General features: G+C 60.2%; 16 protein-coding genes, 1 tRNA gene and 1 pseudogene. 8 read left to right on the top strand and 10 right to left on the bottom strand.

From position 1 onward, the window contains the following. Positions 1–3: 3 nt before the first annotated feature. The 3 genes from AB4N84_RS19565 to AB4N84_RS19555 form a co-directional block, all read right to left on the bottom strand. Positions 4–1,002, bottom strand: coding sequence for a bile acid:sodium symporter family protein (locus tag AB4N84_RS19565; RefSeq protein ID WP_074755262.1), 999 nt, complete (start codon positions 1,000–1,002; stop codon positions 4–6). A gap of 201 nt (positions 1,003–1,203) precedes the next feature. Beyond that, complete coding sequence (locus AB4N84_RS19560) at positions 1,204–1,446, bottom strand: hypothetical protein (RefSeq protein ID WP_460042706.1); 243 nt, start codon at positions 1,444–1,446, stop codon at positions 1,204–1,206. Positions 1,447–1,629: 183 nt separating this feature from the next. Continuing rightward, entirely contained in the window at positions 1,630–2,808 is a 1,179-nt protein-coding gene (locus tag AB4N84_RS19555) for a GGDEF domain-containing protein (protein WP_074755266.1), read from the bottom strand. 240 nt (positions 2,809–3,048) lie between these two features. Here AB4N84_RS19555 and AB4N84_RS19550 point away from each other — a divergent pair, with 240 nt between their 5' ends. Next, a complete protein-coding gene (locus tag AB4N84_RS19550; protein ID WP_460042704.1) occupies positions 3,049–3,330 on the top strand; it encodes a hypothetical protein in 282 nt (93 codons plus the stop codon). Positions 3,331–3,412: 82 nt separating this feature from the next. Here AB4N84_RS19550 and AB4N84_RS19545 read toward each other — a convergent pair. After that, positions 3,413–3,500 (bottom strand) — tRNA-Ser (locus tag AB4N84_RS19545). Positions 3,501–3,635: 135 nt separating this feature from the next. Between AB4N84_RS19545 and AB4N84_RS19540 the strand changes: the two genes are divergently transcribed. From AB4N84_RS19540 to AB4N84_RS19510, 7 genes and pseudogenes are all read left to right on the top strand, one after another. Beyond that, positions 3,636–4,310, top strand: a complete 675-nt coding sequence (locus tag AB4N84_RS19540; RefSeq protein ID WP_074755270.1) for a Bax inhibitor-1/YccA family protein — start codon at positions 3,636–3,638, stop codon at positions 4,308–4,310. Positions 4,311–4,425: 115 nt separating this feature from the next. Next, a pseudogene (gene tusD / locus AB4N84_RS19535) lies at positions 4,426–4,812 on the top strand (sulfurtransferase complex subunit TusD); the annotation flags it as partial. 6 nt (positions 4,813–4,818) lie between these two features. Next, entirely contained in the window at positions 4,819–5,181 is a 363-nt protein-coding gene (gene tusC / locus AB4N84_RS19530) for a sulfurtransferase complex subunit TusC (RefSeq protein ID WP_346831926.1), read from the top strand. After that, complete coding sequence (gene tusB, locus AB4N84_RS19525) at positions 5,181–5,480, top strand: sulfurtransferase complex subunit TusB (RefSeq protein ID WP_460042703.1); 300 nt, start codon at positions 5,181–5,183, stop codon at positions 5,478–5,480. Before tusC ends, tusB begins: the two co-directional genes overlap by 1 nt. After that, entirely contained in the window at positions 5,477–5,812 is a 336-nt protein-coding gene (locus AB4N84_RS19520; RefSeq protein WP_074755278.1) for a TusE/DsrC/DsvC family sulfur relay protein, read from the top strand. The genes tusB and AB4N84_RS19520 overlap by 4 nt, the downstream gene beginning before the upstream one ends. Further along, positions 5,809–6,810: a glycosyl transferase family protein gene (locus AB4N84_RS19515; RefSeq protein ID WP_460042701.1), complete on the top strand. Its 1,002-nt coding sequence runs from the start codon at positions 5,809–5,811 to the stop codon at positions 6,808–6,810. Before AB4N84_RS19520 ends, AB4N84_RS19515 begins: the two co-directional genes overlap by 4 nt. Before the next feature lie 96 nt (positions 6,811–6,906). Further along, a complete protein-coding gene (locus AB4N84_RS19510) occupies positions 6,907–7,908 on the top strand; it encodes a glutathione S-transferase family protein (protein ID WP_460042700.1) in 1,002 nt (333 codons plus the stop codon). A 68-nt stretch (positions 7,909–7,976) separates the two neighbouring features. Here the strand turns inward: AB4N84_RS19510 and cysG are convergent, their stop codons facing one another. From cysG to ftsK, 6 genes are all read right to left on the bottom strand, one after another. Then, the gene (gene cysG / locus AB4N84_RS19505) at positions 7,977–9,371 is read right to left on the bottom strand and encodes a siroheme synthase CysG (protein WP_460042698.1); all 1,395 of its coding nucleotides are present in this window, start codon (positions 9,369–9,371) and stop codon (positions 7,977–7,979) included. Continuing rightward, positions 9,372–10,652 (bottom strand): serine--tRNA ligase, encoded by a 1,281-nt coding sequence (gene serS / locus AB4N84_RS19500; protein WP_460042696.1) that lies wholly within the window; start codon positions 10,650–10,652, stop codon positions 9,372–9,374. It lies immediately after the preceding gene. 29 nt (positions 10,653–10,681) lie between these two features. After that, positions 10,682–11,056, bottom strand: coding sequence for a fluoride efflux transporter CrcB (gene crcB, locus AB4N84_RS19495; protein ID WP_062380781.1), 375 nt, complete (start codon positions 11,054–11,056; stop codon positions 10,682–10,684). Then, complete coding sequence (locus AB4N84_RS19490) at positions 11,056–12,378, bottom strand: replication-associated recombination protein A (protein ID WP_062380779.1); 1,323 nt, start codon at positions 12,376–12,378, stop codon at positions 11,056–11,058. Before AB4N84_RS19490 ends, crcB begins: the two co-directional genes overlap by 1 nt. 18 nt (positions 12,379–12,396) lie before the next feature. Next, complete coding sequence (gene lolA, locus AB4N84_RS19485) at positions 12,397–13,020, bottom strand: outer membrane lipoprotein chaperone LolA (RefSeq protein WP_346831935.1); 624 nt, start codon at positions 13,018–13,020, stop codon at positions 12,397–12,399. 75 nt (positions 13,021–13,095) lie between these two features. Then, positions 13,096–15,501 carry a DNA translocase FtsK gene (gene ftsK, locus AB4N84_RS19480; RefSeq protein ID WP_460042694.1) on the bottom strand — a complete coding sequence of 802 codons (2,406 nt, stop codon included), beginning with the start codon at positions 15,499–15,501 and terminating at the stop codon, positions 13,096–13,098. Between the last annotated feature and the right edge of the window lie 155 nt (positions 15,502–15,656).

The following is a 15,656-nucleotide window of genomic DNA, read 5'->3' as shown; positions in this document are numbered from 1 at the left end:
CGATCAAGGATCGACGTGCGCCATCAGCTCCGGCACAGACTCATTTCGTTTGGCATAACGCTGCGCCAACACCGCGCAGACCATGAGCTGGATCTGGTGGAACAGCATCAGCGGCAGGATCAGCACGCCAATCGTGCTCCCCGCGAACAACACCTGTGCCATCGGTACGCCCGTGGCAAGGCTTTTCTTCGAGCCGCAGAACAGAATGGTGATGCGGTCTTCGACATTGAAACCGAACAGCTTGCCCAGCAACGTCGACGCCAGCAGCACCAGCCCCAGCAAGACGCAGCAAACCACCACCAGACCACCGAGATCCCAGAGCGGAATCTTGTGCCAGATGCCTTCGTTCACCGCCTCGCTGAACGCGCCGTACACCACCAACAGAATCGAACCCTGATCCACGAACTTCAGCCAGTTCTTGTTGCGGCCGACCCAAGCGCCAATCCAGCGGCGCATGATCTGGCCGGCCACGAACGGCAGCAAGAGTTGCACGCTGATTTTCACGATGGCGTCGACCGTCGAACTGCCCTCGCCGTGGACGTTCAACAGCAGCGTTACCAGCAACGGTGTCAGGAAGATTCCGAACAGACTCGACGCTGCCGCACTGCAGATCGCCGCCGGAATGTTGCCGCGCGCCAGCGACGTGAAGGCAATCGCCGACTGCACCGTGGCGGGCAACGCGCACAGATAAAGCACGCCCATGTAGAGGTCTTTACCAATCAGCGGAGACAGCACCGGCTTGAGCGCCAGCCCGATCAACGGAAACGCCACAAACGTCAGGCCGAACACCAACAGGTGCAAACGCCAATGGCCCGCACCTGCAATGATCGATTCGCGGGACAGCTTCGCGCCGTGCATGAAGAACAGCAGCGCAATCGCGATATTGGTCAACCAGCCAAACCCGACGGCCACTTGGCCGCTGGCGGGAAGAAGACTGGCAATGATCACCACCGTGACCAGCGCCAGGGTGAAGTTGTCAGGGAGAAAGCGAGGACGAGTCATGTGAAATATCCGGATATACCTGGAACAGGGTTGTGACTCTACGCCTGTGAACAAGGACCGGCTAACGCCAATCAGCCGATGAATAGCGCTTAAAGGACAGACTTCTGTTGGTGAAACGTTTTTGTTGTTAAGGCGGGGCCATGCGCAGCGCGACCGGGCGCGCTGCCTCAGGTATTCAGCCAGACGCGGGGAACGACGTCATCAGGACATCCCGCCTTCTATCACGCGCAGCACGGTCACCCGCCGCTGCCCCGGATTGTCCGCAATGTGCTGACTCAGCGACGCCTGCCATTGATGGATGTCGCCGAGTCTGGCATCCGTCATCAATGCATCCCAACCCACCGAGTCCTGCGCTGCCACTTCCTCAGGCGACACTCGGGTAACACGTTCACGCTTCAACAGGTTTGCTGCAATTTCCGAGAGGGTACTCAAGGTGGACTCCATGGCACGCTCATCGGGGAGCATGCCGATACATAGCGGCGAGGATGGGTGCGGGGTGCCAGAACGCCAATTTTCAGTTGTTGCGGCAACCTGCAGCGAGGTCATAGCAAGGTTCAGACCAACGACAGCCGTCCGGAGCGACCCTTGATCTGAATGTGCGGCTGAGCAAGCGGGAGATGAGCGGTATCAGGAATGGCGTGTGGTTTTACTGCCGGCGACTCTGCGATCCACCAGACGAATGCGGTCGCGTCCCGCCCGCTTGGACTCGTAGAGCGCGGCGTCGCCTTGTTCGATCAAGGCGGCAAGACTCGACGGTGGTTGATCAAACAGGCTGGCACCAATGCTTAACGTGACCGCTTCAGGCGTCTCGAAAGTCTGCGCCGCCGTGCGGTGAAACTGTTCGCGCAGGGAGCTCGCCAATGCCTCGATTCGTTCGCTCGACGCATCGCGCAGCAGGATCACGAATTCGTCGCCGCCCAGCCGCGCGGCGAGCGCACCTTCCGGCAAGGACGATCGGATCAATTCGCTGAGCGCAACCAGCAAGCGATCACCTGCGGTGTGCCCGAACAAATCGTTGACCGACTTGAAGTTATCAATATCGATCAGCAGCGAAGCGCCTGGCCGCTCGCCAGAGACGTCATCGAGCACACGCGGCGCACGGACTTCCAGCGCCCGACGGTTGTACAGTGCCGTCAACGGGTCGCGCGCCGCCAACCGCTCGATGCGCTTCTCGCGGCGATAGCGCTCGGACCCGGTCATGGCCAGCGCGATGAACATGATCGCCATCGCACCTTCGACCAGAGAAATCTGGATGATCTCGCCACGAAACGCCGCCAGGTCGATCAACGTGCCCGGCATCACGGCGATCACGGCTTTGGAAAAATAGAACGCACCGTGAAACAGCAGCACATAGCGCAACTGCCCTGCCCCCACGCTCAACGACGTGCCATGCGGTCGCAGCAGCAAACTGGCTTTTAACATCAACACGCTAACCAGCAGCGAATTGCTCGCCAGCATCACCTTCGACCACCACGGCTCGTTGGGCAACAGCAACAGAGCCGCCCAGATCACGAAAATCAGGTACCAGCCACGTGACAGTCGTGACTCGGTGAAACGCGCAACACCCAGCAGGAACAACCAGTGCGCCGTCACCAGCAAGCCGTTGGCGAACCAGATACCGATCAACAAAATGCCGCTGCTGCGCAGCAACGCCAGCGTCGAACCGATCGTGATCGTGGCAAACCCCGCACTCCAGAACAGCAGCGACGCCCCACGCACATGCCGCCACTCAATCGCCAGATACAGCGCAGCCGCCGCAGCGAGGGCGATCGAAAGGGTCAACATCGTGGTGGGATCGAGCGCCATAGACTGCCTACTGCATGATCGGTTCTGAGGTGCGGTGCCAATTGTAAGCGCCTGAACGGCTTTTTTCGGAGGGAAATGGCGTGGCTTGATGTCGCAATGATAGCAACAATCCACGCGCCGCCGTATTTACTCCCCGACCTTTAAACACTATATGTGACGAAGTGACATCGACACCGGGGAACGCCCTGGACGATTGCACGCACATCATCGTGACAGCACCGTCGTGCCCCGGGAGGTTGAGTGAGTCTGGACACCACATTATCGGAAGAAGCCGGATCGCCGCCTCAAGAGGGCTGGTTCTCCAACGAACACCGCGCGCGGATCGGCGAGCTGATCGCCAAACTGCAAACCAGCGACACCCGGGAAAGCGTCTCGCGCTATCACGCGATGGCTGAAGGGTATCTGCTGGGGCTGCTGGACTGCTATCACGCCAGCACCGAGCACCATGACGCGGTGAGGCAGTATTTGCACAACCTGGCGATCGCGAGGTTGAAAGTGGTGAAGGCGAAGGTTCGGCGATAAGCGAAGGCGGGATCGGCCACGCGAAACAGGAACGCCAGAAACGACAAAACCCTGAATAATCAGGGCTTTGCGGTACAAAATGTGGCGGAGGCGCAGAGATTCGAACTCAGGGACCTGTTACAGTCGGCAGTTTTCAAGACTGCTGCCTTAAACCACTCGGCCACACCTCCAATTGCGTTGCGGGCGCCATAATACCGTAATGAAACAAGCTGTCAAACTCTCTGACTCGCGCGTCCTCGCGGCTCTGTTATGATCTTTGCAACTTGAGATTTCAAACGACTCATTTCACCATCAGGAGTAGCGCCATGCGCGAACAGGATTACGCAGTCAACAACCGCGTGCAGGTCGAGCAGCTAGAGGTTAGCCGCGTCCTGCGCAACACATACGGCCTTCTGGCCCTCACTTTGGCTTTCAGCGGCATCATGGCGTTCGTCGCGCAGCAGATGCATGTGCGCTACCCGAACGTTTTCGTGGTGCTGATCGGCTTCTACGGTCTGTTCTTCCTGACCAACAAACTGCGCGATTCGGCGTGGGGTCTGGTGTCGGCGTTTGCGCTGACCGGTTTTATGGGGTTCATCCTCGGCCCGATTCTCAACCGTTATCTGGGCATGCAGGGCGGCGCTGAAATCGTTTCGTCAGCGTTTGCAATGACAGCATTGGTGTTCGGTGGCCTGTCGGCGTACGTGCTGATCACCCGCAAAGACATGAGCTTCCTGGGCGGCTTCATCACCGCAGGTTTCTTCGTGCTGCTGGCGGCGGTGCTGGCGAGCATGTTCTTCCAGATCAGCGGTCTGCAATTGGCGATCAGCGCAGGTTTCGTGCTGTTCTCGTCGGTGTGCATTCTGTTCCAGACCAGCGCCATCATCCATGGCGGTGAGCGCAACTACATCATGGCGACCATCAGCCTGTATGTTTCGATCTACAACCTGTTCATCAGCCTGTTGCAGATCTTCGGCATCATGGGCAGCAGCAAAGACTGATTCGCAAGCTGCCTAAACAAAAAGCCCGCTTCGGCGGGCTTTTTGCTGTCTGGTGTTGTTGAATTCTTTATCATTGCCTCCATTCACCCTTGCCAGTTCCTTGACCGAGCCGCCCATGAAGTTCGCCATTGCCCTGTATTCTCCCGCCCACGCGCCCTCCTCGCGCCGAGCCTTGCTGTTCGCGCAGGCCGCGTTGGCAGGCGGGCACGAGATCGTGCGGTTGTTCTTCTATCAGGACGGCGTCCACAGCGCCTCCTCCAACGTCGTTACGCCGCAGGATGAGCTGGACGTGCCTGCGCAATGGCGCGACTTCGTGAACCAGCACCAACTCGACGGCGTGGTGTGCATCGCAGCCGGCCTGCGCAGAGGCGTTCTGAACACACAAGAAGCCGAGCGTTACTCACGCCCCGCTGCCAACCTGGCGGAACCGTGGGACTTGTCCGGGCTCGGGCAGTTGCATGACGCTGTCCAGGCCGCCGACCGCTTGATCTGCTTCGGGGGCCTTGATATGCCGAAGTCCTTGCTGATCATCAGCCGCCAGTCGCCGTGGTCCGGTCCGAGCGCACGGGAAGCGCTGGACATCGCCTTGGCGGGTGGCGCGTTTGATTTACCGTTGGGCATGCTGTTCATGGACGACGGCGTACTGCAGTTGATGCCGTCGCAGCGCGCCAGCGCGTTGCAGCAGAAGGACATCACCGCCAACCTTCAGGCGCTGTCGATGTTCGGTGTCGACGACCTGTTCGCCTGCCACACCAGCCTCGCCGAGCGTGGCCTGTCGCCTACCGAACTGAGCGTCGAACCGCTGCAGGTCCTGCGCGATCAGGACATCGCTGCGCTCATTGACCGTTATGACCAAGTGATCACGATCTGATGTCGACCTTGCATGTGTTATCTCATTCTCCGTTCGCTGACTCGCGCTTGAGCAGTTGCCTGCGCGTGCTCGGCAGCCACGACGCGATCTTGTTGTGCGGCGACGCCACGTACGCGCTGACGCCGTCCACGACAGCACGGCAGACGCTCGATGCGAAAGTCGGAAGCCTGGCGTTGTTCGTGCTCGATGAAGACGCCAAAGCACGCAACCTGACCCTTCCCGACTGGGTGAAAAGCGTCGATTATCCTGGGTTCGTCGCGTTGTCCGTGCAGTACGACAAGGTGAACACTTGGCTATGAAGCAACTCATTGTCGAGGGGCGCACGCTGGCGCTGGACAAGGACGGTTACCTTGAGGACCTTCACGACTGGTCGAACGCGGTGGCTGAAGCCTTGGCGCTTGAAGAAGACCTCGTGCTGACGCCCGATCACTGGGAAATCCTCGAGCTGCTGCGCGCCTTTTATGCCGAGTTTCAGTTGTCACCGGCCACTCGCCCGCTGGTGAAGTACACAGCGCTGAAGCTGGGCGCCGAAAAAGGCAACAGCCTGCACCTCAACCGTCTGTTCAATGGCACTCCCGCCAAACTTGCCGCCAAGCTGGCGGGCCTGCCAAAGCCGACCAATTGCTTATGACCGATTTCGCCCCCCTCGTCACCGAAACGCCTGCCGAGCACCCGTTCGCGCCCTTCGTGCGCATCCTGGGCAAAGGAAAACGCGGCGCGCGCAACATGACCCGCGAAGAAGCGCGCGAAGCCATGGGCATGGTGCTCGATGAAAAGGTCGAAGACACCCAGCTCGGCGCCTTCCTGATGCTGCTTCGGCACAAGGAAGAGAGTGCCGAGGAACTGGCGGGTTTCACCGAGGCCGTCCGGGAACGCCTGACCGCCCCGCCCATGGCGGTCGACATTGACTGGCCGACCTACGCGGGCAAGAAGCGTCACCTGCCGTGGTATCTGCTGGCGGCCAAGTGCCTGGCGCAAAATGGCGTCCGCGTCCTGCTTCACGGCGGTGGCGCGCACACGGCGGGCCGTCTTTACAGCGAACAGTTGCTGGACCTGCTGGGCATTCCCCTCTGCCGCACCTGGCAAGCGGTCGGTGAAGCACTGGAACAAGAGAACATCGCCTTTATTCCGCTGGGTGACTGGGCGCCGCAATTGCAGCGCATGATCGACCTGCGCAACACCCTGGGCCTGCGCTCGCCTATCCACTCGCTGGCGCGGATCCTCAATCCGCTCGGCGCGCGCTGCGGTTTGCAGAGTATCTTCCATCCGGGTTATCAGGCCGTGCACCGCGACGCCAGCAGCCTGCTCGGCGACCACGCGATCGTGATCAAGGGTGATGGCGGCGAAGTCGAGATCAACCCAGACACCATCAGCCATCTGTACGGCACCACCGATGGCCAACCCTGGGATGAAGAGTGGCCCGCGTTGTCGGAGCGTCGGCACGTCAAACCGGCCTTCCTCGAACCACAGCAGCTCGTCGCCCTCTGGAAAGGCGAGGTTGAGGACAGCTATCCGCAACTCGCACTCATCTCGACCATTGCCCTGGCGCTTCGTGGCCTCGGAATGCCCCGGGCTGAAGCCTTCGAGCGGGCCGAGCAGTTCTGGGCGAACCGGAAACGATCGATTTAACCGATCATTACTCCCCAGTCTTTGCGCTATTTCTTCGAACGATTGCCTTTAGACTGATCTCCAACGTACATCAGTACACACTTTTTGGAGTCAGACATGGGCCTTCTCGTCGAAGGGCGCTGGCAAGACCAGTGGTATGAAAGCAGCAAAGACGGGGCGTTTCAGCGCGAGCAAGCCAAACGCCGCAACTGGGTCACCGCGGATGGTCGCCCGGGCCCGTCCGGCGAAGGCGGCTTCAAAGCCGAAGCCGGTCGTTACCATCTTTACGTTTCTCTGGCCTGCCCATGGGCGCACCGCACGCTGATCGTGCGCAAGCTCAAAGGCCTGGAAAGTCTGATTGACGTTTCCGTCGTCAGCTGGCTGATGCGCGAAAACGGCTGGACTTTCGACAAGCAGACCGGCTCCAGCGGCGATCCGCTCGACGGCCACACCTTCATGTACCAGCGCTATCTAGCAGACACCCCGGACTACACCGGTCGGGTTACCGTGCCCGTGCTGTGGGATAAGAAGCTGCAACGCATCGTAAGCAATGAGTCGTCGGAAATCATTCGCATGTTCAACTCGGCGTTTGATGAGTTGACCGGCAATCATCTGGACCTGTACCCAGAATCATTGCGCCCTGCGATCAACGAACTCAACGACCGCATTTACCCGGCCGTGAACAACGGCGTGTACCGCGCAGGCTTCGCCACGTCGCAGGGCGCGTACGAAGAGGCGTTCGACGAGGTGTTTGCCGAGCTCGATGCCTTGGAGACTCTGCTGGGTGAGAAGCGATACCTGGCGGGCGAATACCTGACGGAAGCGGATGTACGCCTGTTTACCACGCTGATCCGATTTGACGCGGTGTACCACGGCCACTTCAAGTGCAACCTGCGCCGCATCGCCGATTACCCGAACCTGAGCAACTGGCTACGCGAGATGTACCAATTGCCAGGTGTGGCCGACACCGTGGATTTCGTGCACATCAAGCACCATTACTACGCCAGCCACGCCACCATTAACCCGACGGGTGTGGTGCCGAAAGGTCCGGAGCAGGACTTCAGCGGGGAGCATGATCGTGGGCGTTTGAGCGGGAAAGGTATCTTGCAGAACGCGTAACGTAAGTGCTGCAGTGGCAGGAGCCGGCCCGCAGCAAGCCAGCTCCTTCAGTTTCGGTGAGCGTCTTATCAAACGCTCGCCTGAGCCCCTTCAAACCACGCCAGCTTCTCCCGCAACATCACCACTTCACCGACAATCACCAGCGTTGGCGCATGCACTTCATGCTCCGCCACCAGTTGCGGCAAATTGGCGAGGGTGCCGGTGAATACGCGCTGGTTGGTCGTGGTGCCTTGCTGAATCAGCGCGGCAGGCGTATCGGCGGACCGCCCGTGTTTGATCAGTTCGCTGCAGATGATCGGCAACCCGATCAGGCCCATGTAAAACACCAGCGTTTGTGCAGGCGATACCAGATCCTTCCACGGCAAGTCAGTAGTGCCGTCTTTAAGATGGCCCGTCACGAAACGCACGGATTGCGCGTAGTCGCGGTGGGTCAAAGGAATACCGGCGTAGGCTGCGCAACCACTGGCCGCCGTGATCCCCGGCACGACCTGGAACGGGATGCCGTGTGCCGCCAGCTCTTCGATTTCTTCGCCGCCACGGCCGAAGATGAACGGATCGCCGCCCTTGAGCCGCACCACCCGTTTGCCCTGTTTGGCCAGAACCACCAATTGCTGGTTGATCTGATCCTGCGGCACGGCATGATCAGCGCGTTGCTTGCCGACATAGATCCGGTCCGCATCACGACGACACAGTTCGAGAATGGCGGGCGCCACCAGACGGTCGTAGAGCACCACATCGGCTTGCTGCATCAGCCGCAAGGCTTTGAAGGTCAGCAGGTCCGGATCGCCCGGCCCCGCCCCGACCAGATACACCTCTCCGGTGGCCGCAGGCGGTTCACCGTCGATTTTTGCCTGAAGCAAACGCTCGGCTTCCGCTCCCTGCCCGGCCAGCTGCCGATCGGCGATCGGCCCCTGAAACACTTCCTCCCAGAATGCGCGGCGTTGCTGCACATTCGGGAACAGGTTTTTCACCTGATGGCGAAAGCGCGCCGCAAGCCCGGCAAGATGGCCATAGGTGGGCGGGATCCAGCTTTCCATCTTGGCGCGGATCAAGCGTGCCAGCACCGGCGCATCGCCGCCGCTGGACACCGCAATGACCAACGGTGAACGATCGACGATGGCCGGGAAGATCACGCTGCACAAGGCAGGCGCGTCCACCACATTCACCGGCACTGCTCGCTGACGGGCATCAGCGGACACTTGAGCGTTGAGCGGCTCGTCGTCGGTGGCGGCAATGATCAGCACGCAACCGTTCAGATCCGCCTCGCTGTACCCCCGCAGAATCTGCTCACCACCGCTGCTGTCGATCAGCTCGCGCAGCTCTGTTCCGATCTCGGGTGCAACCACCCGTAAAACCGCACCGGCATCGGCCAGCAGGCGAGACTTGCGCAAGGCAATCTCACCGCCGCCCACGACCAATACCCGGGCGCCCCGCAGGTTGTGGAACAGTGGCAGAAATTCCATTTAGCCGATGACCTCGATGCCACCCATCCACGGTTTCAGGACTTCCGGTACGCGGATCGAACCGTCGGCCTGCTGGTAGTTTTCCAGCACGGCAACGAGGGTACGACCGACCGCCAGACCCGAACCGTTGAGGGTGTGAACCAGTTCAGGTTTGCCGGTTTCCGGGTTACGCCAGCGAGCCTGCATGCGACGCGCCTGGAAATCACCGCAGTTGGAGCACGAGGAGATTTCACGGTACTTGTCCTGGCTTGGAATCCACACTTCCAGGTCGTACGTCTTCACGGCACTGAAACCCATGTCGCCGGTGCACAGCGCCAGCACGCGGTAAGGCAGCTCCAGCAATTGCAGCACGCGCTCGGCGTTGCCGGTCAGGCCTTCAAGGGCTTCCATGGACTTTTCTGGCTCGACGATCTGCACCATTTCAACTTTGTCGAACTGGTGCTGACGGATCATGCCGCGGGTATCGCGACCCGACGCGCCCGCTTCGCTGCGGAAGCATGGGGTGTGGGCAACGAACTTCAACGGCAGCTGTTTGGCGTCGAGGATTTCGCCGGACACAATGTTGGTCAGCGACACTTCAGCGGTTGGAATCAGGTACAGATCGGCCTCGCCTTCGCGGGCGATCTTGAACAGGTCTTCCTCGAACTTAGGCAGCTGCCCCGTGCCTTGCAGTGCAGGCGCCTGGACCAGATAAGGTGTGTACGCCTCTTCGTAGCCGTGCTCGTTGATGTGCAGGGTGATCATGAACTGCGCCAGCGCGCGGTGCAGACGGGCGATCGGGCCACGCAACAGCGCGAAACGGGCACCGGACAGTTTGGCGGCGGTTTCGAAGTCCAGCCAGCCGAATTTCTCGCCTAGCCCGACGTGGTCCTTGACCTCGAAATCGAACGACGCCGGCGAGCCCCATTTGCGCACTTCGACGTTTTCTTCTTCGTCAGCACCGACCGGCACCGACTCGTGTGGCAGGTTAGGCATGCTCAGCAGCATGGCGTCGAGCTCGGACTGAATACCGTCCAGCTCTTTCTTGCCGGTGCTCAGCTCTTCAGCCATGCGGTCGATGTCAGCCATCAGCGGCGCAATGTCTTCACCGCGCTGTTTGGCCTGGCCAATGGATTTGGAACGGGCGTTACGCTCTGCCTGAAGCTGCTCTGTGCGGGTCTGCACAGTCTTGCGCTGGTTTTCCAGCGCTTCGATACGGGCCACGTCCAGTGTGAAACCACGGGAAGCCAGGCGATCCGCTACGTCCTGAAGTTGGGTACGTAACAGTTTGGAGTCGAGCATATCGTTGCCTCGTTATTGAATCGGGTTTATTAAATTCGGGTCAAAGACAAGCCAGCCCAGGTCGCGAGCAGGCCGCCAAGTACACTGATCAACGCGTAGCCAATGGCGAGGGGGGCCTGACCGCTTTCCAGCAGACGAATCGTGTCCAGCGAAAAGGACGAAAACGTCGTCAACCCACCCAAAAAGCCCACCATCAAACCGGCGCGCAGCTCGATCGGCACTTCCGGGCGAATCAGAAACAGCCCGTAAAGGAAGCCGATCAGCAAGCAGCCAACCAGGTTGACGGCCAGCGTCGCGGTATAGAAATGACGTGGCCAGTTCGCAGAAACAAAGTTGCCTGCGGCAAAGCGCAATAATGTACCAGCCACGCCCCCGGCGGACACGGCAAGAATCAATTGAATCACTATTTTCTCCGCTGACGGGGACTGGCGCGGTCGAGTGCGGCCAGATGTTTGAGTTTTTCGCCAATTTTCAGCTCCAGGCCTCGCGGCACCGGCTGGTAATACTGACGCGGCTCGAGGTCTTCAGGGAAGTAGTCTTCACCTGCAGCGTACGCATCCGGCTCGTCATGGGCATACCGGTACTCTTCGCCGTACCCGAGCTGCTTCATCAGTTTGGTCGGCGCGTTGCGCAGATGCAGGGGCACTTCCAGCGACCCATGCTCGGTCGCTTCGCGCATGGCCATCTTGAAGCCCATGTACACGGCGTTACTTTTTGGCGCGCACGCCAGATACACAATGGCCTGCGCCACGGCGAGCTCCCCTTCCGGGCTGCCGAGGCGCTCCTGAACATCCCACGCCGACATGCACAAAGGCAGCGCGCGAGGATCGGCATTACCGATGTCTTCGCTGGCCATGCGTACCACACGCCGTGCCAGATACAGAGGATCGCAACCGCCATCGATCATCCGCGCGAACCAGTACAGCGCGGCATCGGGGTTGGAACCGCGAATGGACTTGTGCAGCGCAGAGATCTGGTCGTAGAACGCTTCGCCGCCTTTGTCGAAACGACGACGGCTGTCCCCGAGCAGACTCGCCAGCAGTTCCGGTTCGATTTCACTGCCGTCTTCAGCCAGGTCCGAGGCGTTCTCCAACAGGTTGAGCATTCGCCGGCCATCACCATCAGCAGCCGCCAACAGCGTCTTGAAGGCTTCGTCGCCCAGCGTCAGATGACGATTACCCAGCCCGCGCTCTTCGGTCAAAGCCCGATCAACCAGCTGACGCAACGCCGCTTCGTCGAGGCTTTTCAGCACATAGACGCGCGCCCGGGACAGCAAGGCGTTGTTGAGTTCGAAGGAGGGGTTTTCCGTGGTGGCGCCAATGAAAATCAGCGTGCCGTCTTCGACGTAGGGCAAGAAGGCATCTTGCTGCGACTTGTTGAACCGGTGCACTTCGTCGACGAAGAGGATCGTCCGGCGACCGTACTGGCCGGCCTGCTGCTTGGCGACTTCGACCGCCTGACGGATCTCTTTCACGCCCGCCAGCACGGCAGACACCGTTTCGAAGTGTGCATCCGAGACCTTTGCCAGCAACCGCGCCAGCGTGGTTTTACCCACGCCGGGCGGCCCCCAGAAAATCATCGAGTGCAGCGCTCCCTGCTCCAGCGCTTCACGCAGGGGCTTGCCGTGGGCGAGCAGATGTTGCTGACCGACGTACTCATCCAGATTGGTCGCCCGCAAGCGTGCGGCCAAGGGCTGGGCAATCGGTTCACTGCTGAACAGGTCCATTGAAGACGTTAGCGCCTCTTATTCCTGAATGACGTCAGCGCCCTTCGGGATGTCGAACTTGAATTTGCTCGCCGCGACAGGCTCGTTCGCCTTGACGCCAGTGAACAGGATATTGGTGCGCTGACCGACGCTGTCGATCAACTGCATGTCGTTGATCATGCCGTTGCGGAAGGACAGACGCAGGTTGTCGAACAACGTGTCCTTGGATTTCGGCTTGAGCACGAAGTCGATCACGCCGCCCGCTTCCTTGGCCGTGATGTCGAAGCTCTCGCTGATTTTCGACACGTCACCGGACAGCAGCAAGGCCGGGGTCTGGGTCAGGCGCTGGTCCAGCGTCTTGATCGTGACCTGCTCCAGGTCCGGGTCCCACAGCGTGACTTTCTTGCCGTCGGACACCATGGTCTGCTCTTGAGGTGCGTTGGTGTGCCAGTAGAACAGGCCCGGACGCTGCAGAACCATGTTGCCGGAAGTCTCCTGCAACTGCGTGCCGCCGCCATCCAGCGTCAGCTGGGAAAAGTTGCCGCTCAGGGTTTTCGAGTTTTCCAGCAACTGAGTCAGGCGCGCGACGTCTTTGCTGTCGGCGTGGGCAGAAAAAGCAGAAACGGCCAGTGCAGATACCAACAACATGCGGATAAGACGCATGGGATTCCTCTTTGAGTTGGGTTAAAGCCGGACGGCGCCGTAGTGGCGCCGTCCAGTCACTCGTGACGTAAAGTGTCAGTCACGCATAGGGGCTGGCGCAATCACTTCCCGCGAGCCGTTGGTGTTCATGGAGGTCACGACGCCGGCCATTTCCATGGCTTCGATCATGCGCGCTGCGCGGTTGTAACCAATCTTGAGCTTGCGCTGCACGGCAGAAATCGACGCGCGACGGCTTTCCAGCACGAAGTTGACCGCCTCGTCATACAGCGCGTCGGTTTCGCTGTCGTCGCCGTCGCCACCGCCGCCGCCACTGTCAAAGCCGCTGCCCGCTTCCTCAACGCCCGCCAGAATGTCGTCGTTGTATTGCGGGGTGCCGCGCAGTTTCCACGCCTCGACGACGCGGTGAACCTCGTCATCGGACACGAATGCGCCGTGAACCCGAATCGGCAGGCTGGTGCCGGGTGGCATGTAGAGCATGTCACCGTGGCCCAACAGTTGCTCGGCGCCGCCCTGGTCGATGATCGTCCGGGAGTCGATCTTGCTCGACACCTGGAACGCCATGCGGGTCGGGATGTTGGCCTTGATCAGACCGGTGATCACGTCCACCGAAGGACGCTGGGTCGCGAGGATCAAATGAATACCGGCTGCCCGCGCCTTCTGAGCGATACGTGCGATCAATTCTTCGACCTTCTTGCCGACGATCATCATCATGTCGGCGAATTCGTCGACCACCACGACGATGGTCGGCAGCTTGGTCAGCAGCGGCGCTTCGTCGTGAATGCTTTCGCGGTGGTACAACGGATCGGACAACGGCGTACCGGCATCCTCGGCTTCCTTGACCTTGTGGTTGAAGCCCGACAGGTTCCGCACGCCCATCTTCGCCATGAGCTTGTAGCGACGCTCCATTTCTGCCACCGACCAGCGCAGGGCGTTGGCGGCGTCTTTCATGTCGGTCACCACCGGACACAGCAAGTGCGGGATACCTTCGTAGATCGACAGCTCGAGCATTTTCGGGTCGATCATGATCAGCTTGGCGTCTTCCGGCCCCGACTTGAACAAAATCGACAGGATCATCGCGTTCACACCCACCGACTTACCGGAACCGGTGGTACCGGCGACCAGCAGGTGAGGCATCTTCGCAAGGTCGGTGATGATCGGCTTGCCGCCAATGTCATGACCGAGCGCCAGGGTGACCGGCGATTTGAAGTTGTCGTATTCCGGGGTCGACAGCACCTCGGAGAAGCGCACGATCTGGCGGTCTTCGTTGGGAATTTCGATACCGACGGTGGTCTTGCCGGGAATGACCTCAACCACACGAACGCTGGTCACGGCCAGGGATCGCGCAAGGTCTTTCGCCAGGTTGGCAATGCGGCTGACTTTCACACCCGCTGCCGGCTGGATTTCGTAACGAGTGATCACCGGACCCGGGTGAATCGAGTCCACGGAGACTTCGACACCAAACTCCTTGAGCTTGATTTCCAGCAGATGACCCACTGCAGCCAAAGATTCGGGCGAGTAGTTGAGCTGTTTCTTTTCTGCCGGATCGAGAATCGAAATCGGCGGCAAGGTGCCTTCCACGGCGCTGTCGACGAACAACGGCACCTGTTTTTCTTTCTGGACGCGCTTGCTCGGCTCTGGCGGACGGACCGGCGCAGGGGCAATGACGGCGGGAATGTGTTTCTCGCGGGCTGCCATGTGCTCGGTCAGCACTTGCTCACGCTCGATCAGCCGCTCTTTGGCCTTGGCCTGCTCACGACGATCGGGCGCCACCGGCGCGACGACCTCATCGATGCGCATGTCGACTTCGCGCAGTTGCGCAACCATTTGCTTGCGTTCGTTACGGGCTGTCCACCAACGGTTGATCGCGCTCTGGAACAGCTCGAAGAGGTCCAGCGTGATCTTGCCCGTGGTGTCCATGACCTTGAACCACGACAGATCAGTGAACACGGTCAGGCCGAACAGGAACAGCGCGATGAACAGCAAGGTGCTGCCCTGCACGTTCAGCGCGCGCTTGGCCAGATCGCCGAGCACTTCACCCAATACGCCACCGGCAGAACCGGGCAGCCCGGAAGCGGAATGGAAGTGGATGTGCGCCAGCGCCGCGCCTGCGAGCACCAGAAACACCAGGCCGATCAGGCGCCAGGAAAACAGCCAGCCGCTCCACTGCCACGGCTCATGGCGGTGGCGGAACACCTGATACGCCTTGACGCCCAGCAACAGCGGGAAGATATAGGCGAAGTAGCCGAGCACCATGAACAGGATGTCGGCGGCGAATGCGCCCGCGCGACCGGCCGCATTCTGCACCTGCACGGAACTGCTGGTGTGACTCCAGCCCGGATCGCCTTGATCGTAGGTCAGCAAGGCCATCATCAGGTACAGGCACAGAAAGCCGAATGCGATCAGCGCACCTTCCTTGAGTCGGTAGTGCAAATGCTGCCGCCAGAGCGGAACGGGACTGGGTGCTGCGGTGGATTTCTTCAAAACGCTTCAATTCCTGCGCGCTAGCGCGAACATCTTAGTGGTTGACTATGAACGACTGCATCGACGAAATAGTACTGACCAATCCCTGAGAGCCTTGAGACGACAACATCGTTGAAGGCACGCTCGACAGGCGACTTGAAATGAGGTTAAACAAC

Source organism: Pseudomonas sp. S2_H01, assembly GCF_054668305.1.
This window is presented reverse-complemented; position numbering and strand designations above follow the sequence as displayed.